The organism is Flavobacterium lotistagni, from assembly GCF_011392125.1.
Classification (GTDB): domain Bacteria; phylum Bacteroidota; class Bacteroidia; order Flavobacteriales; family Flavobacteriaceae; genus Flavobacterium; species Flavobacterium lotistagni.
The window spans coordinates 133,991-154,756 of record NZ_JAAJBU010000006.1; the positions used below are offsets into that span (position 1 = coordinate 133,991).

Annotated in this window: 11 protein-coding genes; 6 read left to right on the forward strand and 5 right to left on the reverse strand. The window is 41.3% G+C overall.

Going from position 1 to position 20,766, the window contains the following annotated elements; genetic code table 11:
- Positions 1-15: 15 nt before the first annotated feature.
- Both G4D82_RS08825 and G4D82_RS08830 read right to left on the reverse strand, forming a co-directional pair.
- Positions 16-2,136, reverse strand: a complete 2,121-nt coding sequence (locus G4D82_RS08825) for a hybrid sensor histidine kinase/response regulator transcription factor (RefSeq protein WP_166336730.1) — start codon at positions 2,134-2,136, stop codon at positions 16-18.
- Positions 2,137-2,355: 219 nt separating this feature from the next.
- Positions 2,356-4,041 (reverse strand): T9SS-dependent choice-of-anchor J family protein, encoded by a 1,686-nt coding sequence (locus G4D82_RS08830; protein ID WP_166336732.1) that lies wholly within the window; start codon positions 4,039-4,041, stop codon positions 2,356-2,358.
- 383 nt (positions 4,042-4,424) lie between these two features.
- Between G4D82_RS08830 and G4D82_RS08835 the strand changes: the two genes are divergently transcribed.
- The gene (locus tag G4D82_RS08835; protein ID WP_166336734.1) at positions 4,425-12,779 is read left to right on the forward strand and encodes a choice-of-anchor D domain-containing protein; all 8,355 of its coding nucleotides are present in this window, start codon (positions 4,425-4,427) and stop codon (positions 12,777-12,779) included.
- 93 nt (positions 12,780-12,872) lie between these two features.
- Here the strand turns inward: G4D82_RS08835 and hisS are convergent, their stop codons facing one another.
- Complete coding sequence (gene hisS, locus G4D82_RS08840; protein WP_166336737.1) at positions 12,873-14,243, reverse strand: histidine--tRNA ligase; 1,371 nt, start codon at positions 14,241-14,243, stop codon at positions 12,873-12,875.
- Between the two features lie 144 nt (positions 14,244-14,387).
- On the opposite strand from hisS, the gene G4D82_RS08845 reads away from it, so the two are divergent.
- Positions 14,388-15,629 carry an ABC transporter permease gene (locus G4D82_RS08845; RefSeq protein ID WP_166336739.1) on the forward strand — a complete coding sequence of 414 codons (1,242 nt, stop codon included), beginning with the start codon at positions 14,388-14,390 and terminating at the stop codon, positions 15,627-15,629.
- Here the strand turns inward: G4D82_RS08845 and prmC are convergent.
- Positions 15,620-16,483 carry a peptide chain release factor N(5)-glutamine methyltransferase gene (prmC, locus tag G4D82_RS08850; RefSeq protein ID WP_166336741.1) on the reverse strand — a complete coding sequence of 288 codons (864 nt, stop codon included), beginning with the start codon at positions 16,481-16,483 and terminating at the stop codon, positions 15,620-15,622. The two genes, G4D82_RS08845 and prmC, sit on opposite strands and share 10 nt — an antisense overlap.
- On the opposite strand from prmC, the gene ribD reads away from it, so the two are divergent.
- The 3 genes from ribD to G4D82_RS08865 are packed head-to-tail and all read left to right on the forward strand — an operon-like array spanning position 16,482 to position 18,741.
- Positions 16,482-17,546: a bifunctional diaminohydroxyphosphoribosylaminopyrimidine deaminase/5-amino-6-(5-phosphoribosylamino)uracil reductase RibD gene (gene ribD, locus G4D82_RS08855; RefSeq protein WP_207788149.1), complete on the forward strand. Its 1,065-nt coding sequence runs from the start codon at positions 16,482-16,484 to the stop codon at positions 17,544-17,546. The genes prmC and ribD overlap by 2 nt on opposite strands.
- The gene (locus G4D82_RS08860; protein WP_166336743.1) at positions 17,524-18,126 is read left to right on the forward strand and encodes an HAD family hydrolase; all 603 of its coding nucleotides are present in this window, start codon (positions 17,524-17,526) and stop codon (positions 18,124-18,126) included. Before ribD ends, G4D82_RS08860 begins: the two co-directional genes overlap by 23 nt.
- A gap of 3 nt (positions 18,127-18,129) precedes the next feature.
- The gene (locus tag G4D82_RS08865) at positions 18,130-18,741 is read left to right on the forward strand and encodes an IMPACT family protein (RefSeq protein WP_166336745.1); all 612 of its coding nucleotides are present in this window, start codon (positions 18,130-18,132) and stop codon (positions 18,739-18,741) included.
- Here G4D82_RS08865 and G4D82_RS08870 read toward each other — a convergent pair.
- Positions 18,738-19,136 (reverse strand): acyl-CoA thioesterase, encoded by a 399-nt coding sequence (locus G4D82_RS08870; RefSeq protein WP_166336747.1) that lies wholly within the window; start codon positions 19,134-19,136, stop codon positions 18,738-18,740. The genes G4D82_RS08865 and G4D82_RS08870 overlap by 4 nt on opposite strands.
- A gap of 202 nt (positions 19,137-19,338) precedes the next feature.
- On the opposite strand from G4D82_RS08870, the gene dnaA reads away from it, so the two are divergent.
- Positions 19,339-20,766, forward strand: coding sequence for a chromosomal replication initiator protein DnaA (gene dnaA, locus G4D82_RS08875; RefSeq protein WP_166336749.1), 1,428 nt, complete (start codon positions 19,339-19,341; stop codon positions 20,764-20,766).

Genomic DNA, 20,766 nt, shown 5'->3' on the forward strand with positions numbered 1-20,766 from the left:
TTTATTTTCAATAGATTACAAACTCTCTTGAAATTCTTTTGGGGTTTGACCAGTATATTCTTTAAAACACTTACTAAAGTAATTAGGAGAACTAAAACCTGTTTCATAGGCGATTTCAGAGATGGTAGCCGTGTAGTTGATTAGCCTTTCCTTGGCAAATTCTAATCGAATGTTGCGCATATATATACTGGTTGGCACATTAGTCACTGCCTTGATTTTTCGCAACAACTGGCTTTTACTTAATCCAATTTCTTTAGCCAATTCATCTGGCCCGAAAGTTTCTTCTAATAAATGCATCTCTATTTTCTGCTTGATGGTTTGCAGAAATTTATCTTCAATAGATAGAAGTTCATGGTTCTTTAAGTTTTTTATAGAAAATACCTGAAACTGTTTTTGCATTTTGAGTTGCGCAGAAATTCTGTTTTTCAAACGCAATAATAGTTCGGTTTGATTAAATGGTTTGACTAAATAATCGTCAGCTTCATATTCGAGCCCTTTTAACTTGTCGGTTTCGCTAGTTTTTGCAGTTAAAATCAGTACCGGAATATGCGAAGTTCTGATGTCTTTTTTAAGTTCTTGTAGCATCTGTAATCCGTCTAGTATGGGCATCATCACGTCACTTATAATGATGTCGGGCGTAAATTCAATCGCTTTTTCAAGGCCTGTTTTGCCATCTTCGGCTTCAATTATGGCATACTCATTCTCGACGACTTCCTTAATGTACTTTCTTAATTCATAGTTGTCTTCCACTAATAATAGCACTTTTTTATCGGCATCATACTCTACTTCAGGCATGACTTTTTGCGCATCTACAACTTCCAAATTATATAAAGGACTATTTGAATTATCAGGCGAAGTTTGAATTAAAGTGTAATTGACCTTAAGCAATTCCAACCGCTCAATGGTTACTGGTATATTTACTACAAAAGAACTTCCTTCATTTTTTTTACTGCTTACTTCAATAGTTCCGCCCACCGAGGTTACTAGTTCATAAACCAGTGCTAAGCCAATTCCCGAACTCGCTTCTAATCCGATATTTGAATAATAATATTGATTAAAAATAAACGGCAATTCTTCTGGTGTAATTCCTCTTCCGGTATCGGTAATGGTGAGTTGCAGGCCATCTTGGTTAATTAAATCTGCCGCAAAAAGAACCGTATCGCCTGAGGCAGAAAACTTAAACGCATTGCCCAACAAATTGTAAATCACCTTAGAAACCAAATCGACATCCAGATAAATCATTCTAATTTTTGAATCTATTTCGTATTCAAATTTTATGTTCTTAGCCTCAGAAAGATTAGAAAAACTAGCAAGTTGACTGGTGATAAAAGGACTAAAATTGATTTTTGAAATCTCTGTGATACGCTTTTTGTTTTCTGCTTTTGCTAATTCTAATATTTGATTGATTAGTTCTAACAATCGGTTGGAGTTGTTTCTGATACTATCGGTGTATTTCTTGGGTGCTTTGGCCGTTTCTAAATTCTCGTTGGCCCCCAAAATAAGGGTTAAAGGCGTTCTAATTTCGTGAGAAATATTCGAAAAAAGTCTGGTTTTCAGTGTATCTACTTCTTTCAATGCTTCAACTTGTTTACTAATTACTTCTTCATTTTGCTCAGCATCACTAATAAAAACTCTTATTACTATTGCTAAAAAAATGAATGGCAAAGCCCCAAGAAAATTAAAAACATGGTCTAAGCCCAACCAAAAGAAACTGAAATAATACAGTAAAACAGCCACAGTCAAACCCAACACAAATTGCTTTCCTTTTAAAAATATAGCACAAACAAAAAATAATACATAATACGTTTGGATGACGTCTTTAGAAGATTCAACAAAATGATTAAAGGTAAAAACAAACAAGAAACCGATGATTAGCAATACGACATACTTGCTTTTGTTTGACAAACATCTGGTAAACAGCAGCAACTGTAGTAGTATTAACAAAATAGCGACTGAAATCGCGCTATTAAAATCTGATTTGAGTAGATGCCTGACGATATTGACTAAAAGTATGATGCTCTCAATAAGTAACGCCAAATTAAAAATCTTTAGCCTGCGAATTTCTATTTTATTGTTATCCTGATTGTTAAACTCAAGATTTAGCGCTTTGTAATATATTTCTTTTAGTTTTCCCATAGTAGTAATACAAATATAAAGGCTTTTAGTTTGAGTCAAATTTATTTAAATGCATCCCCTGATTAAGATTTATGTAGGTTCGTATTGAGTCGAGTGCATATCCATTCTATCTCAGAACTACTTCAATTGCTTATGATGGTAGAATTTAGTTCTCACCAAGAAAAAAGGGCAGACGGATATTCCATCGGCCCTTTTTTGCTGGACATTATTTTGGTCTTTTTATTCTTTAACGAATTTTGCCAATCGAGTAGCGACTTTTAAAATATAAATTCCGGAAGGCAAGTCAGCTACATTTAGCGTATTCTCATCGACTTTCACAAAACGCATTGTTCTGCCGGTTAAGTCATATACTTCAATAGTAGCATCTGTTGCCTGATCAATTCTATCAAACTTGAGCTGGTCTTGAACCGGATTAGGGTAAACTGACCATGGCTTTTGTTGTGAAACAGAAAAATCAGCATCCGATAGCGCAGAAAACTGAAAACCTACACTTACCGGTAAATGGTTGGAAGTGGTGTTGTAATAATTAGAAATTCCAAAAGGCAAAGTGACTTCTTGCGCTGCTACTGAAAAATAATTAGCAAACAGTTCATTAGAGATAATGATATTCTCGATGATCGGATGAATGCCAAAATTGGTATCCACATCGATGATACTGCTAGTGATTCCTTTATAATCGGCCTCATCATCCATGAAATTCTTGTAAGGCGAAACGCTACAATTACAAGTAGTACTGGTCGTTCCCAACAAATAATCGTTAAAATCACCCAGGATAATAAGATTTTTTGTGTTGTAACTGGCACCGTCAAGAATGCCTTTCAAACCAATCGAACCGCCCAATCTACGAGTATAGCTCATGGCCGTTCCATCTTCAGCTTTAGCGTGAATATTTATCAAAGAAAGTGGCACAGAAGCATTTCCTGATATCAGGTTAACGTTATAAAGTGCAGGAAATCGACCATTGGTCCAGTTGTAGGAATAGGAATTTCCTTGCGAGGCATTGCCGTTACTCAATTGTGAAGCACTAACAAATTGCACTCGTGCCTTCTTATAAATGATTCCTTGTCTTTGATCGCAATCATTAGTTAGTGTTGGGACAATCTTTCCTTCCCATTGATCATTACCGAGAAGCGAAACCAGATTAGCAATGGTAGGCACTGCGTTGGTGTTGGAAACTTCCTGAATACAATATATATCTGAATTCATCGAAAGCATGGCTGAAGCAATATTGCTCAACTGAAGTGTTTCATCTGTCGGACCGAAAGTACTACAACCGAGCCATTCCGTATTCCAATTGGTGATTCTAAAAAGGCCTGCATTAGGGTTATTTCCCAGTGGTTCACCGACAATTCTGACATTTTTAATTTCCCAAGTCGCGCTTTGTGAAGCACTACTAATATAACGAAATGCGATTCTGGAGTTTTCAGACTTAGCCGATTCTGGAACAATCAACTCACCAGAGGAAACATATTGCCACGCAGCAGGAAGCGTCTGATTCAGGCCTTGAAGCTCAACCCAAGTAGTAGTGGTCGGATTACCAGTGTAATTGGCAGTAGCAAAAACTTTATACCAGCCTTGCAAGACACCAACATTGACTACTGCTGCATTTCCTCGAGTATGGCTGAATGTTAATTTCACATTATTAGTCGCTGATAGATTGATAGGAGAGCTAATCAACCAATCTTCATTCTCGACACTTTGCCCAGCCGCATAACCATTACAAACGGCACCATAAGTACTGCTGAAATACCAAGTTTGCGCTCCTGTCACACTTACCGGGGTAAAAGCGCTAAAACTAGATTGAGTTAATAGAGTTTGGTCGAAAATAGTGGTTTGCGCTAAAGCTGGACTTACTTGAAAATAAAAAATCATCAAATAAACAAACCTTCTGAGTAATTTATTCATTGGAATTAGATTGGTATGAAAACCTTTACAACTATTGTCTACGTAGGTTTCATGATAATATTCGCAAATATAGAAGAATTGATTGAAACCCTTACAAATTAAAGTTTTGTTGATTCTCAAATGATTACATGCAAACTTTATCTACTAGTCCTAATTCTTAAAAATAGACGTGGTGATTTTCCTATACCAAAACATGTCTAGAAGAAAAACAAAATGAATAGTTGTAAGATTTAGACTATTTTTTATCAAAAAACATGCATTTCATCGATGTTTTTGGTATTTAATCGATAAAAAATTTTGTCAATTAGAATGAGCTATCTATTTTTGGTTCGTTAAATAATTGGTATTAACCTAAAAAACACTTTTCGGGGGGAAAAGAAGTTATGAGAACAATTACATTATTAAACAGAAAAGAATTTATACTAATTGGCTTTTTGCTATTAGTAACCTTAGGGTACTCACAAACAACCCAAACGTATAATTCCAGCGGCAGCTTTGTGGCGCCAGCCGGAGTTACGTCTGTGCAAGTTCAGGCTTGGGGTGCTGGTGGTGCTGGTGGTGGAAACACAACCACATCAGATGGTGCCGGTGGTGGCGGTGGTGGAGCATACAGCTCTAACCCAGCCTCGTTGGTAACACCTGGAACTACCTATACCATTACGGTAGGTACTGGTGGAGTTCCTGTTGCCGGAGCAGCTGGCGGTGCGGGTGGTGATTCATGGTTCAACACTGCTGGCACAGTAATGGCCAAAGGTGGAAACGGTGGAAACCCTCCTGTGAGCGGAAACGGTGGAATTGGTGGAAACGGTGGAACTGCTGCTGCTAGCGTTGGAACTGTAAAGTTCAACGGCGGTAATGGTGGAACCGGAAGAAACAACAATTCCGGTCAAGGTGGCCCTGGAGCAACTTCAGGTGGTACACTTGGGGCTGGTTTATCTGGAGCAGCAACATGGAGTACTGTAAACGCTCCAACACCTGTTCCAACTGGTGCTGGTGCCGGTGCTAATGGCGGTACTGCGACTAATCACGGAGATGACAATACCTCAACTCCTGGTGGTGGTGGTGGTGGTGCCGGAGATAAAAACTCTGGAGGCTCTGCCGATAGAATTGGCGGTTACGGTGCCAATGGTCAAGTTATACTTACATGGGTTTGCCCAACGTATGCATTAACCGCTGCCCCAACTAATAATGGTCCTTTTTGTGGTACATCCTCTTCTGTGATTACTTTAAGATCTTCTTCATTACCTTCAGGAACTTATACTGTAACCTATAACCTTTCTGGTGCAACAACCGCTATTGGAAATACTGCAACCATGGTATTTACAGCAGGTGTACCAGGAACTGGAACTATCACAACACCTACGTTGAACATAGGAGCAACGACAGTAACTATAACCAGTATGTATTCTGGTTCAGGTTGTAACACAACTATAAGCACTTTCAACACTACAACAGTGAATGTAACAGCACCTCCAACTGCGGTGGCTGGTACAAATGTAGCTGGTTGTTCTACTACACCAAGTTTCAATGTTACAGCCGGGTCTAGTGCAACCAATTATTCCTCATTGGTTTGGACTTCGAGCGGAACCGGAACATTTACAGACGCAAACTCTTTAACCCTTTGTACTTACACTCCGAGTGCGGCAGATATCGCTGGAGGAACAGTAATCATAACTTTAAGAGTTACAGGAAATTCACCTTGTGGTACTGTCACTTCATCAAAGTTTTTAACGGTGTATGAAAACCCTACTGCAAATGCTGGATCGAATATAAGCACTTGTTCTGGGAATGGTCCTGTGAATATCACTTTTGGATCCAGCGCATCGAATCATTCAAGTGTGTTATGGACTTCAAGTGGAACTGGTACTTTTGCCAACGCCAATTCCTTGTCAACTTGTACTTACGACCCAAGCGCTGCAGATAGTGCCGCCGGATCAGTAACTTTAACTTTAACCGTGAACAGTTTATATTGCGGTACAGTTACTTCTACCAAGACGGTAAGCATTTTCACATCGCCAACTTCAATTGCTGGTCCTAATATGAACACTTGCTCTACTTCTGGAGCTGTAAATATTACCGCTGGTTCTAGTGCTGTGAATCACTCTAGCGTGATGTGGACCTCAAGCGGAACGGGAACCTTTACTAATCCAACATCATTAACCCTATGTACTTATAATCCTAGTGCATCAGATATTACTGCCGGAAGTGTTACTTTGACCTTGTCAGCTTATGGAAATCCGCCATGTAATCCAATCCTTTCTACAAAAACACTTATCATCAACAGAGCCATGACTGCAAACGCTGGAACAGCATTTACCGTTTGTTCATCAGGCTCTGCTATAAATATCACCGCGGGATCAAGTGCAACCAACCACACTAGCGTTAATTGGACTTCAAGCGGCACAGGTACTTTTGCCAATGCCAACTCGTTAACCACTTGCACTTATACGCCAAGCGCAGCTGATATTGCGGCGGGAACTGTTATTTTCACTTTGACTGCATCAAATAGTGGTTGCCCAAATGTGACTGCAACGAAAACGATGACAATTACTGGTCTTCCAACTGCTGTTGCTGGACCTGCTCTTGTTACATGCGCTACTACTGGAGCCATCAATATTACTGCTGGATCAAGTGCTACAAATCAAACCAGTGTAACCTGGACCTCGAGTGGAACTGGAACTTTTACCAATGCCAATTCATTGACTTTATGTACTTACAATCCAAGTGCAGCTGATATCACCGCGGGTAGTGTTACTATAACATTAACTGCTTTTGGAAATGCACCTTGCGCCAATGCAACATCTACCAAAGTACTAACCATCAGTAGAGTAATGACTGCTGTAGCTGGAACTGCCATAACAGCTTGTTCATCGGTAGCTGCCGTTAGTATTATTACCGGATCATCGGCTACAAATTATACAACAGTAACATGGTCATCTAGTGGTACAGGAACGTTTTCAAATCCTAATTCGCTTACAACTTGTACCTATTCACCTAGTGCTGCTGATATAGCTGCGGGGAATGTAACTTTAACATTAACTGCTTCAAATGCTGGTTGCCCTAATGTAACCTCAACTAAAACATTCACTATTGTTCCAGCGGCTACTTCTGTGGCAGGACCAGCAATGACTAGTTGCTATACTTCAGGTGCTATCAACATCACTGCAGGATCCAGCGCAACCAATCACACCGGTGTGACCTGGACTTCGAGCGGAACAGGTACTTTTACCAATGCCAATTCGCTAACATTGTGCACCTATACACCAAGCGCGGCTGATATTACGGCCGGAAGTGTTACTATAAGACTCACTGCTGCGGCTACATCGCCTTGTTCTAGTGCTATTTCTACCAAGACTTTAACCATCTTAGCGGCTCCATCAATTACAGGTACTACACCTGGTTCAAGAACTGGGGCTGGAACAGTAATATTGGGAGCTACGGCTTCAGTAGGAACTGTTAACTGGTATGCCAATGCTACTGGTGGAACGGCTTTAGGTACGGGAACAAGTTTTACTACACCTGTAATTTCAGCTACTACTACTTACTATGTGGAAGCTGTCAATGGAACTTGTATTTCAAGTCCTAGAGTTGCTGTAGTAGCTACTGTTAACTATACTGAAATCGATATTCAAGGAAATGCTACTTCAATCGCAACTGGCGACACAACCCCATCAACGGCAGACTGGACCGACTTTGGTTCCTTAGCTACAACTAGAACTTTCACCATACGCAACATGGGTGGATCTGTACTGAACATCGGTGCAATCACCATCACTGGCCCTAACGCTGCTGAATTTGCAGTAACTACGCCCCCGAGTGCAGTAGTCGCTGTAGGCTCTAGCACCACGTTTGTAGTGACTTTCTCTCCATCTTCATTAGGAGTTAAAACGGCTAACATTGCCATTGTAAATAACGACCCAGACGAAAGCCCATATACTTTTGACATCCAAGGAACGAGTCTTTCTCAAGAAATTGATATCCAAGGAAACGGGGTAACAATTGTTAATGGAGACACCACTCCAACTACTGCAGACTGGACTGATTTCAGCTCGGTAGCCGGAACTAGAACCTACACCATTAGAAACACTGGAAACATCGCCTTAAATATTGGCGCCATAACAATTACTGGTGCTGCAGCAGCCGACTTTACTGTAACTACGCCTCCAGCTGCTACCGTTGCGGCCTATGGTTCTACTACATTCACAGTGACCTTTGCTCCTAGTGTTATCAATTCTAGAACAGCAACAATTACTATTGCCAATGATGATGCTGATGAAAATCCATACAGCTTCAATATTCAAGGTTTCGGTATTATTCCTGAAATCGATGTACAAGGAAATGGCGTTTCTATTGCAGATAACGACACTACTCCAACTACTGCCGATTGGACCGATTTCAGCTCAACGGCTGGAACCAGAACCTTCACTATTTATAATAATGGAAACATTACACTTACTCTAGGTTCTATTGTAGTGAGTGGTGCCAATGCATCAGAATTTACAATCACTACACCACCAGCTGCGTCGGTAGCAGCATTCAGCAGTACTACTTTTGTGGTTACTTTCTTACCGACTGCCTTAGGTGTGAGAACAGCTACACTTACTTTCAGCAATAATGACAGTACTGAAAACCCATACAACTTCAACATTCAAGGAACTGGAGTAACCAGAGAAATTGATGTACAAGGTCTTGGATTGTCAATCTCTGATGGCGATACCGTAACTTCAGTATCAGACGGAACCGATTTTGGTCCTGCGGATATTAACTTAGCCACAGTAACACGTACTTTCACTATTAGAAATACAGGTTCGTTAGCTTTGACCATATCAAACCCAACCATTACAGGTTTAAACGCCTCAGAATTCAGTATTTCTGCAAACCCTGGAACGTTGACTATCGGGGCAGGTTCTAGCACCACTTTCTCGGTGACCTTCAACCCTAGTGCTGTATTTACCCGAGTGGCAACCATCAATATCACCAACAATGATAGCGACGAAAACCCATACAACTTTGCCATCCAAGGTACAGGTTTGATGGACAACGACGGCGACGGTATCGAAAACAACGCCGATCAAGACGATGACAACGACGGAATTATCGACAACATCGAATGCGGTACTTGTGTTAGTGACCCATTTGTTAATGGCAGCTTTGAGACACCTGTAATTGGGCCAACTACTTACAGCATAGCTCCAGCGGCTACTGTTACAGGTTGGAACAACAGCGCAGAGAACTTTATCGAAATCTGGAGTACCGGATTCAACGGTGTACCTTCTGCTGCCGGAAACCAGTTTGCCGAGCTTAACGCAAACGTAGCCGGAAACCTATACCAAACCTTTTGTTTGAATGGTGCCGGTGGAACCATCTTCTGGTCGATTAAACACCGTGGAAGATCAGGAACCGATGTAGCGCAAGTACGTTTCGGACCAGATTTAGCTACACTAACCAACGTACAAACCATGACTGACGGGAACACCGCTTGGGGTTCATATTCTGGAACTTACTCTATTCCGGTAGGTCAGACTTCAATTGTACTTGCCTTTACCGCAGTTTCTTCCACCGGAGGTTTGTCTTATGGTAACTTCATCGACGACGTACAGATTATCATCAACCAAAACTGTATTGACTCTGATGGTGATACGGTAGCCGACATTCTCGATGTTGATGATGACAATGACGGTATTCCAAGTATCGAAGAAGCCGGATTCAAAGCCTACAGCAACGGTAAAGCTACTATGGACAGAACCAGCGCTGCCACTTGGGGCGACTCAAATGCAAACGGTATCAACGACTATATCGATAGTATGATTACTGCAACGACATATAATATTCCAGATACAGATACTGATGGCGTAAGAAATCACCTTGATTTGGATAGCGATAATGACGGATTCTTTGATGTAGATGAAGCAGGCACTCTTAACGGTGATGGAGATATCAACGGTGATGGTAAAGGTGATGGTGCTGATAGCGAAGGCGACGGATTGCTCAACTTATATGACAATTCTACAGTGTTCGGAACCACAACCAGAGCTTATGCACAAGACAGTGACTTAAATGGTACGCCTGATTTCTTACAGCTAGACTCAAATGACGATGGTACCAACGATATTCAAACCGGCCTTTATGCAAGCTTTGATGCCAATGGAGATGGAAAAATCGACGGAACCGGCGACACTGATGGCGATGGAATCTTGAATGTATTCGACACCAATGATAGTACTAAAGGTTCGCCAAGAGATCTCGATAGAAAACTCTATCTAGATTTCGACGGACGCAATGACTACGGACAAGATGCTACTGCCTTAGCTGCTATGACTAGTGCATCAGTAATGGCATGGGTAGACTTGAACAGCACGTTCTCTTCGACCGGAGTTGTCGTTGCCGGACCGGCTACTTTCCAATTGCGCATCAACAGCAGCAGAAGATTGGAAGCAGTAGTAAATGGCTCTACGGTAACCTGTTCAACAGTCACTTTGAATACCTCACAATGGTATCATGTTGGCGCGGTTTATAATGGCTCTACCTTAAAATTATTCATCAACGGAGAAATGGTCACTTCAGGAGCTGCCTCAGGAAGCATTGCCTCTAGCGTCTTGACTTTAGGAAAAAATCCAAGCGCAAGCAACAATTACTTCAAAGGTAAAATCGACGAGGTGAGAGTATTCAACCTTGCCTTAACTGACGGTCAATTCCAACGCATGGTGTATCAGGAAATCCAAAATAATGGTACTGAAACCAGAGGAGCAATTGTTCCTAGAGATATAGGTGTAACATATTCTTCACTGGTGAGATACTACAGAATGGACGCCTACAAAGATGACATCATCGATAATTTCACTACCACTGGTATTGATACCGGTACCGGAATGAAAATTTACAACCACAAACTAATCAAAGTACAAGAAGCCCCGATGCCGTTTGTAACTAGAACTACCGGAACATTTGCCACTGCGGTAAACGATTCGAGCAAAGATATCCGCGGATTAGACGTTATTGATTACGATTACTCAATAATCCAAGTAAAACACAACATTACAGAAACTGCAAACAATACAGACCTAGCAATGTTTGTTGATCCAGGAGTAACAATCACGATGAATAATGATACCAAAATCAAGAACGACTGGTATTTGAAACTCGATGGAAAAATCGACCTACAAGGCAAATCACAATTGTTGCAAAACAATAACAGTGAATTGGATGTAACCAGTGCAGGCTCAATTGAAAGAGACCAACAAGGTCAATCTAACAAGTTCAACTATAACTATTGGTCATCGCCGGTAGGTCCGTTGAGCACTACGAGCAACAACAATGCATTTACTGTCAATGGAGTATTGCGCGACGGAACTGATCCGAACAACATCCAGAATATCACATGGACAACGGGATACAATGGTGCGCCAACTACACCTGTAACACTCAGCAGCTACTGGATTTTCAAATTCCAGAACTTGAATCCTGATTATGCTAACTGGTCAGCAGTTGGTCAAAACGGAACCCTGCAAGCCGCCCAAGGGTTTACTATGAAAGGAACTGATGCGGCTACAGCAACTCAAAACTATACTTTCGTTGGAAAACCAAATAACGGTACCATTACCTCAGCCATTGCGGCAGGTAACTTGAACCTATGTGGAAACCCTTATCCGTCAGCTATAGATGCCGATGCATTTATCGCGGCCAACACGAGCTCGACTACAGGAGCCATCTATTTCTGGGAGCATTATAGTACCAATAATTCTCACAACTTGGTGGAATATCAAGGTGGTTATGCGGCCAGAAACCTAGTAGGTGGAACGCCTCCGGTAGCCCCAACAGGAATCAGTGGTGCTGGAAGTAGCTCTAGAGTACCGGCCAGATTTATCCCGGTAGGGCAAGGATTCTTAGTCTATGGAAGCAGCACTGGAGGAAGCATCACTTTCAACAACAGTCAGAGAGCTTTTGTGAAAGAAACCGATCCTACTTCAAACCCACTCTTCAGACAAAACGTCGCTTCGCCTATTATTGACAAAGCGTTTGACAACCAAGAAGACCGTGTGGCAGAAGACAATTCATTCAAGAAATTGCGTATCGGTTTTGAATCAGTCAACAACTATCACCGTCAAGTTTTACTTGGTTTCATGAATGAATTCGCTACTGAAGGTTTTGACCCAGGGTATGATGCCCCACAATTGGATAGCCAACCAAACGATCTTTACTTTGCGATTCCTGGTAAAAACCTAGTGATTCAAGGAGTTGATGCCTACAATGAGAGTAAAATTCTACCATTAAGCGTGAAGAATGGTTTGCAAGGCACAGTGAAATTCATGGTCGATGAAACGGAAAACTTCGACGGTACAGAGAAAATCTACATCCATGATAATGTGACCAACTTGTACCATGATATCACCGAGAACAATTTTGAAATCGAACTTCCAATCGGAACCTTTGATAGCCGCTTCTCGCTTAGATTTACTGACGAGACCTTAGGTGTTGACGATCTTGAGTTGAGCAAAGAACTTAACGTATCTTTTACTAGCAACGACGACATGATTAACATCATCAACAGCATGAACGAGGCTTCTATTAAAACCCTTGAACTCTATAATATGCTAGGTCAATCGATCAAGTCTTGGAATATTACTAACGCAGACCAGAGCAAGATTAAAATTCCGGTAAGCCAAGTTAGTGCAGGTGCTTACATTGTAAAAGTAATCACTACCAAAGGCGACTTAAGCACAAAAATAATCATTGATTAATATCCCTTTTTTCCCCAAATTAAGGCTAAAGCTCCTCTTCATTGAGGGGCTTTTTTTTTGAGTTAAAGAAAGGGTAATTTAAAATAAAAGAAACTAAGACAATCGCGATTGCAAACCGTCAAAATCAACCAAAGTTTGCTCACCCGTGCTTAGGTTTTTGAGCGCGAATTGGTTTTGGTTCATTTCAGTTTCGCCAACAATTACCGCATAAGGAATATTTCTTTTATCTGCATAAGCGAATTGTTTTCCTACTTTAATCGCATCGGGATAAAGTTCGACTTTGAGGCCTGAGCGTCTGAGTTTCTCAATGGCTTGCATCGCATAAAGCGCTTCCTTTTCACCATAATTAATGAACAAAGCGCGCGTAGAATTAATCACGGTTTCTGGGAAAAGGTTTAATTCCTCCAGCACCAAATAAATCCGGTCCAATCCGAATGAAATTCCAACGCCGCTCATGTCTTTGAGTCCGAAAATACCGGTCAAGTCATCATAACGACCACCACCTCCAATAGAACCCATCGAAACCGTTGGCGGCGCAGCTACTTCGAAAATGGCACCGGTGTAATAATTCAGTCCGCGAGCTAAAGTGACATCGAGGTCAAATGCTGAATCACGCAAACCGAGTGTGGCAATATGGTTGCAAATGAACTCCAACTCTTCAATTCCTTTGAGGCCTTCTTGAGAATCAGCCAATAAGGTTTTGAGTTTTTGGATTTTCTCGCCGGTGCTACCAGTGAAATGAAATAACGGCTGAACTTTTTCAATCGCTTGGGCGGAAATGCCTTTTTCGGTCATCTCTTTCTTGACGCCGTCCTCGCCTATTTTGTCAAGTTTGTCCAGCGCTACGGTGAAATCGATGAGTTTGTCTTTGGCTCCGATGACTTCTGCGATACCCGATAAAATTTTTCGGTTGTTGATTTTAATCGTGGCTCCTTGGAGTCCAAGGTCTGAAAATACGGCGTCGTATAATTGCACGAGCTCTATTTCTTGCCACAAAGATTTCGAACCCACTACATCGGCATCACACTGATAAAATTCTCGGAACCGCCCTTTCTGCGGACGATCGGCGCGCCAAACCGGTTGCATTTGATACCTTTTAAATGGAAACTCAATATCGTTTTGGTGTTGCACTACGTAACGGGCAAAAGGAACGGTTAAGTCGTAGCGTAAGGCTTTTTCGGAGATTTTTGCAGTTAGTTTTTTGTAATTAACATCTTGTAATTCCTCAGCGGCTACTTTATCGAGATAATTTCCCGAATTCAAAATCTTAAAAATCAATCGGTCGCCTTCTTCACCATACTTCCCCATTAGCGTTTCTGAATTCTCGAACGAAGGCGTCTCGATGGGCTGGTAGCCATAACGCTCAAAATTGTTCTTGATAATCGAAAAGATATAGTTTCTCTTGGAAACCTCGATTGGTGAAAAATCACGCGTGCCTTTGGGAATACTGGGTTTTTGGGCCATTTTAAAAATTCGGTTTTTAATTGACAACCGGCAACCTTCAACTGACAACCGATTATACGCTGCAAATATCACACTTTAAAATAAAAAAACAGCCCCAAAATGCTAGATGTAACAAAAATTGTAACTTCGTGACAAACTCGCACCATGCTCAAATTATTCACAGAAAATCTTCGGATCGCGCTAGGTTCTATCAGGACGCAATTGCTCCGGACGATTTTAACGGTGCTCATCATCGCTATCGGAATTACCGCTTTAGTCTGTATTCTGACTGTGGTAGCCGCACTAGAAAACACCATTTCTTCGAACTTTGCTTCGATGGGCGCGAATACTTTCAACATCAACCAATATCCGTTTGAAATGCGCAACCAAGGCGGTGGCGAGCGCGAACAAGACAACCCGATTATCTCGTATCCACAAGCCGTAGAATTTAAACAAAAATACAGTTTCCCCTTAACCCGTACGTCATTGTCTTTTACTGCGGTCAGTAACGCCGAGGTGAAATTCGAGAACAAAAAAACCGATCCGGAAATTTCGGTCTTGGGCGTTGACGAACATTATCTGGTGAATTCCGGACTAGAAACCACGCAAGGCAGAAACTTCACAGGTTTTGACATTTCTAACAATACTTATTCGTGTATCGTCGGTTCGGATTTTCTGAAAGATTTGCTTAAAGATGTGAATCCGATTGACAAAGTGATATCGATTCGAGGTGCTAAATTTAAAGTCATCGGCGTACTCAAAGAAAAAGGCTCTACTTTCGGCAACAGCCAAGATTTACGTGTGTTGATTCCGATTCAAGTCGCTCGTTCGCTGTTTACCAAGCCCAATATTAACTATACCGTCAGTGTCATGGTGGACAAAAAAGAATTGCTCGACCAAGCCATAGACGACGCCACGATAATGATGCGCCGCGTAAGAAAACTGAGCCCGGTAAAAGACAACAACTTCGGAATTTCAAGAAGTGACGACCTGATCAACCGGATTCTGAGCATCACCCAATACCTAGGAATTTCTGCTTGGGTAATTGGTATTATTACGATTTTCGGTTCGTCGATTGCGCTGATGAATATTATGCTGGTTTCGGTCACCGAGCGTACGCGCGAAATCGGCGTCAGAAAAGCACTTGGCGCCAAACGCAGCACTATAGCCACACAGTTTTTTATCGAGACATTAGTCATCGGACAAATGGGCGGCATTTTCGGTATTATTCTCGGAATATCAGCCGGCGCCGGAATTGCCTCACTGCTCAAATTCGATTTCACCACACCATGGGCGGCAATTTTCTCTGCTTTTGTTACTACTTTTATTGTGGCGATAGTTTCAGGTTCTTACCCAGCTTTGAAAGCCTCGAAACTTGACCCAATTGAGGCATTGCGTTACGAATAGTTGGGCTTTGCTGCGCGAATCATGCGATCATTGCCGTAGATGTCTTTTCGCAATTCAATGTTTACGAAACCCATTTTTTCAAGCAAATGAATCATTTCGTTTCCTAAATATTGGTTGATTTCGAAATAGAGCTTACCGCTAGCTTTTAGGTTTTTCATTGCCAACACTGCAATTTTTCTATAGAAGATTAACGCGTCATCATCGGCAACAAACAGAGCCAGATGCGGTTCGTGCTCGAGTACATTTTTCCTGATTTCTGCTTTTTCCAAATTCCTGACATACGGCGGATTTGACACTATTAGATCTATTTGCCGGCCCAAATCGTCGACTTGCAAAATATTCTGTTGCAGAAAATCAACGGCTACTGCATTATAAGTAGCATTTCTTTTGGCTACTTCAAGCGCCTTTTCCGAAATATCAATAGCCGAAACTTTAATGTGCGGCAGATTTTTAGCCAATGAGATGGCGATACAACCACTTCCGGTGCCGATGTCGATAATGTCCGATACCGCATTGGCGTTGATTTCCAAATCCGAAAGCATCCAATCGACAAGTTCTTCGGTTTCCTGACGCGGAATCAGCACATTCGGGTTGACCTCAAACTCTAATCCGTAGAAAGAAGTTTTACCTATTATATATTGTATCGGAACTTCCTGCTTTAACTTCTCTAGCATTTGTTGCCAATTTTCAAGTTCGGCTGCTGTCAAGACCAAATCGGGTTGCATGGCCAAATCTACGCGCCGAAGTTGATGATAATGCTGTAACGCGAGATAGAACAAACTCTCCGCCTCTACTGCATCATATATAGGTGTGAGTTGCTCAATAAACGAAATCCGATAATTCTTGATGAGCATGCCGGGAATCTTTATAAAAGTAAAGTCTTATTTTTGCGCGGTGAAGATACATGAAAAATACATGAGACGCTGTTTAGCACTCGCCAAAAAAGGGTTTCCAGCCGCGATGCCCAATCCGTCAGTCGGTGCGGTAATCGTATGCGACGGAAAAATCATCGGCGAAGGATTTACCTCGGCCTATGGTGGCGCTCATGCGGAAGTTGGAGCAATTGCGGCTGTCAAAGACCAAAAATTACTTAAAAAATCCACACTTTATGTAAGTTTGGAACCTTGCAGTCATTTCGGAAAAACACCTCCTTGCTGTGACTTAATCATCAAACATCAGATTCCGAATGTCATTATTGGCGCCACCGACCCAAATCCGAAAGTGGCCGGCGAGGGCATTCAAAAAATTATCGCTGCTAATAGCACTGTAATTACGGGCGTTTTAGAGCAAGAGTGTATCGAAATCAACCGTCGGTTTTTTACTTTTCACAACGAAAAACGCCCTTACATTATTTTGAAATGGGCGCAAAGCAAAGACGGTTTTATAGCACCCAAGAGCAAAGAACAGCAAGCACCACATTGGATTTCAAATGTTTATTCCCGACAGCTTACACACAAATGGAGAAGCGAAGAACAAGCTATCTTAGTCGGTGCGCAAACAGTTATCGATGATAATCCGAAACTCAACGTGCGCGATTGGACAGGGCAAAACCCAATTAAAATTGTTTTAGACCCGTGCGGTCGGATTTCAAAAGAAAGTCATATATTTGGAGATAGCTCTGAAACCTTTTTGCTCAATAATGAAGCGATAGATTTCACCCAAAATGTTGCCGAACAAATAGCTGGTTTCTTGTTCAAAAAAGGAATTCAATCGGTAATTATTGAAGGCGGAAGGCAAACCTTACAAACTTTTATCGATGCCAAAATCTGGGATGAAGCCCGGGTTTTTATCGGCCCAGAAAATTTGACTGATGGTGTTCCAGCACCGATTTTAAAGGCAAAAGCAAATAGCCGCAGCCATATTATTGAAGACGAACTTTTAATTTACAAGCGTTATGATCAACACGATTATATTTGATTTTGGCGACATTTTCATCAATCTTGAAAAAGAAACCGCAGTTTCAGAATTCAAAAAGTTAGGCCTTGACGGCCCGAATGACGAACTAATCAAGATGAACGATCTTTTTGAAAGAGGCAAAATCACAGAACTCGAGTTTATTCAAGGCTTTCAAAAATACATTCCAGAGGCTGATTTACTTGACATTCGCAAGGCTTGGAATTCTGTAATTGGTGAATTTCCGTTATACCGCTTAGAGTTTCTACAGATGCTTTCCAAAAAATACCGTTTGTTTTTACTGACCAACACTGATGCGATCCACATCAGTCGTTTTGAACATATGGCGGGCATGTCGTTTTTCAGTGATTTTTACCAATGTTTCGAAAAAGTGTATTATTCTTTCGAGATGGGCATGCGCAAACCCGAACCGGAAATCTTCAATTACATTCTAAAAAAGCACGATCTTTCTCCGAAACGTACGCTATTCATAGACGACAAAAAGGAAAATACCGATGCCGCCGCCGCCTTGGGCATCCAAGTTTGGAACCTCAATGTAGGCCAAGAAGACGTGGTGGATCTTTTCCAAAAAAACATTCTTTAAAACTTGGAATTTAAAGATACTTACAAAACCATTGCCGCTGCTTCGGAGGAAATCCTTTATAAAGAAAAAAACAGCAAGTTTTTCGGTTACGCTTTTCCGCTTACCGATGAGCAAGAAGTGAAAACCTTCATTGAGCCGTTGCGCAAAAAACACTTCAACGCCGTTCATTTTTGCTACGCTTATCAAATTGGTACCGAGAAAATCAGTTTCCGGGCCAACGACGACGGCGAGCCCAGCAATAGCGCTGGAATGCCAATTTACGGACAAATCCAATCCAGCGAACTGACCAACATTCTAATTGTCATCGTACGATTTTTTGGCGGCACCAAACTCGGTGTCGGCGGATTAATTTCAGCCTACAGAACTGCCGCACAAATGGCCATTGAAGCCGCTATAATTATTGAAAAAACTGTTGATGTTCACTACTTGGTTTCCTTTGACTACAAGAATATGAACAAAGTCATGCGGGTCATTAAGGAAAAAAACTTAGAAATTATTTCCCAGAAAATGAATGAAAGTTGTGAGATTGAAATTGCCACGCGAAAAAAAAATGCCGCGATAATTTGGGAGACATTCGAAAATTTGTTTGAAGTAGAAATTCAGGTAAAAAATTAATCGATTTCCATGACCTTTTTGATATAATCTGGCGGTAGCATCGGCCTACCGGTTTTCATGTCGACAAACACCAAAATAAAGTAAGCAGTTGTTAACAACTCATTTTGTTCGTTCCAGATTTCACAATCGAATTCAATCTTAACCGAGCTGTGCTTTTTGAAGACGGTTTTCACGGTCAACAAATCATCATAACGCGCAGGTTTTTTGTAGTTGAGTGTCATCGAAACAATCGGAAGTGCAACACCGCTTTCTTCAAGACTTTTATAAGAAACACCCCTATTTCTGAGCCATTCGACGCGGCCAATTTCAAAATAAGGAATATAACTACCGTGATAAACGACACCCATTTGGTCGGTTTCTGAATAACGCACACGCAACTGAATCTGATCTTCCATGAAATGATTTTTTGGAGTTTTTGACCTAACTTGAGCAGGGTTAAAAAAGCGTCTTACGACAATATTTTTAATTAATCAACCCTAATTTTATTTTTTTTTAACGATTTTTGTTCACATATTTGTTACCCCAAAAAGTGAGGGTAAATCGCCTGATTTCCTTTGTAAGATAACCTTTAATAAAAATACAAATTTACTAAATAATATGAGCAAAACTGCGCAATCAGTATGGGAAAATTGTCTGTCATTCATAAAAGACAATATCCAGGATCAGGCTTACAAAACCTGGTTTGAACCGATTAAGTCTGTTGAGCTTACCGACAATGCACTTTACATTCAAGTGCCGAGTAAATTTTTCTACGAATGGCTGGAAGAGCATTACGTAAAATTGTTAAAAGTTGCCCTAACCAAAGAACTCGGAAAAAATGCCAAATTGCTCTATAAAATTAAAATGGAGAACACTTATGGCAACAAACAACCGTTCACTGAGCAATTGCCAAGTGCACACCGCAGTTCAATGAAACCTCAGGAAGTCGATGCCCCATTCAAGAACTTAAGTCCTGAGCTTAAAAATCCTTTTGTGATTCCGGGCATCAGAAACCTGAAAATAGAGTCGCAACTGAATGCCAATTATAGTTTTGAGAATTTTCTTGAAGGCGATTCTAACCGCTTGGCTCGTTCGGCTGGTATGGCCGTGGCGAACAAACCCGGCGGTACTTCTTTCAACCCGCTGCTGATTTTTGGCGGTGTCGGTTTAGGAAAAACCCATTTGGCCCATGCCATTGGCGTTGAAATCAAAGACAAATATCCAGAAAAAACCGTATTGTATATTTCTGCGGAAATTTTCACCCAACAATACATCGATTCGGTTAAGAAAAACAACCGCAACGACTTCATCCATTTTTACCAATTGATTGATGTGCTCATCATTGATGACGTTCAATTCTTATCTGGTAAATCAGGAACGCAAGATGTGTTTTTCCATATCTTCAACTACCTACACCAAAACGGCAAACAAGTCATCCTGACTTCAGACAAAGCGCCGGTGGATATGCAAGATATAGAACAAAGATTACTCTCGCGTTTCAAATGGGGGCTTTCTGCTGAGTTGCATCAACCCGATTACGAAACCAGAATTTCCATCTTAAAAAATATCTTGTACCGCGACGGTGTAGATATGCCTGAGGAAATCATCGAATATGTCGCCCGCAACATCAAATCGAATGTGCGTGAACTTGAAGGAGCTATTATCTCGTTAATCGCTCAGTCTTCTTTCAACAAAAAAGAAGTGACGATTGAACTGGCCAAGCATGTGGTAGAGAAATTCGTGAAGAACGTCAAACGCGAAATCTCCATCGAATACATCCAGAAAACAGTTTCGGATTATTTCCAACTCGATATCGAAGTGCTGCAATCCAAAACCAGAAAAAGACATGTGGTTCAGGCACGCCAACTGGCTATGTTCTTCGCCAAGAAGTTCACCAAAGCTTCATTGGCCAACATCGGATCACAAATTGGAGACCGCGACCACGCTACTGTGTTGCACGCATGCAAAACCGTAGACAACTTAGTAGCTACTGACAAGCAATTCAAGAAATTTGTGGAAGACATCCATAAAAAATTATCACTCTAA

Coding starts and splice junctions, on each gene's coding strand:
- G4D82_RS08825 (WP_166336730.1), bottom strand. CDS start 2,136: ATGGGAAAACTAAAAGAAATATATTACAAAGCGCTAAATCTTGAGTTT.
- G4D82_RS08830 (WP_166336732.1), bottom strand. CDS start 4,041: ATGAATAAATTACTCAGAAGGTTTGTTTATTTGATGATTTTTTATTTT.
- G4D82_RS08835 (WP_166336734.1), top strand. CDS start 4,425: ATGAGAACAATTACATTATTAAACAGAAAAGAATTTATACTAATTGGC.
- hisS (WP_166336737.1), bottom strand. CDS start 14,243: ATGGCCCAAAAACCCAGTATTCCCAAAGGCACGCGTGATTTTTCACCA.
- G4D82_RS08845 (WP_166336739.1), top strand. CDS start 14,388: ATGCTCAAATTATTCACAGAAAATCTTCGGATCGCGCTAGGTTCTATC.
- ribD (WP_207788149.1), top strand. CDS start 16,482: ATGCCGGGAATCTTTATAAAAGTAAAGTCTTATTTTTGCGCGGTGAAG.
- prmC (WP_166336741.1), bottom strand. CDS start 16,483: ATGCTCATCAAGAATTATCGGATTTCGTTTATTGAGCAACTCACACCT.
- G4D82_RS08860 (WP_166336743.1), top strand. CDS start 17,524: ATGATCAACACGATTATATTTGATTTTGGCGACATTTTCATCAATCTT.
- G4D82_RS08870 (WP_166336747.1), bottom strand. CDS start 19,136: ATGGAAGATCAGATTCAGTTGCGTGTGCGTTATTCAGAAACCGACCAA.
- dnaA (WP_166336749.1), top strand. CDS start 19,339: ATGAGCAAAACTGCGCAATCAGTATGGGAAAATTGTCTGTCATTCATA.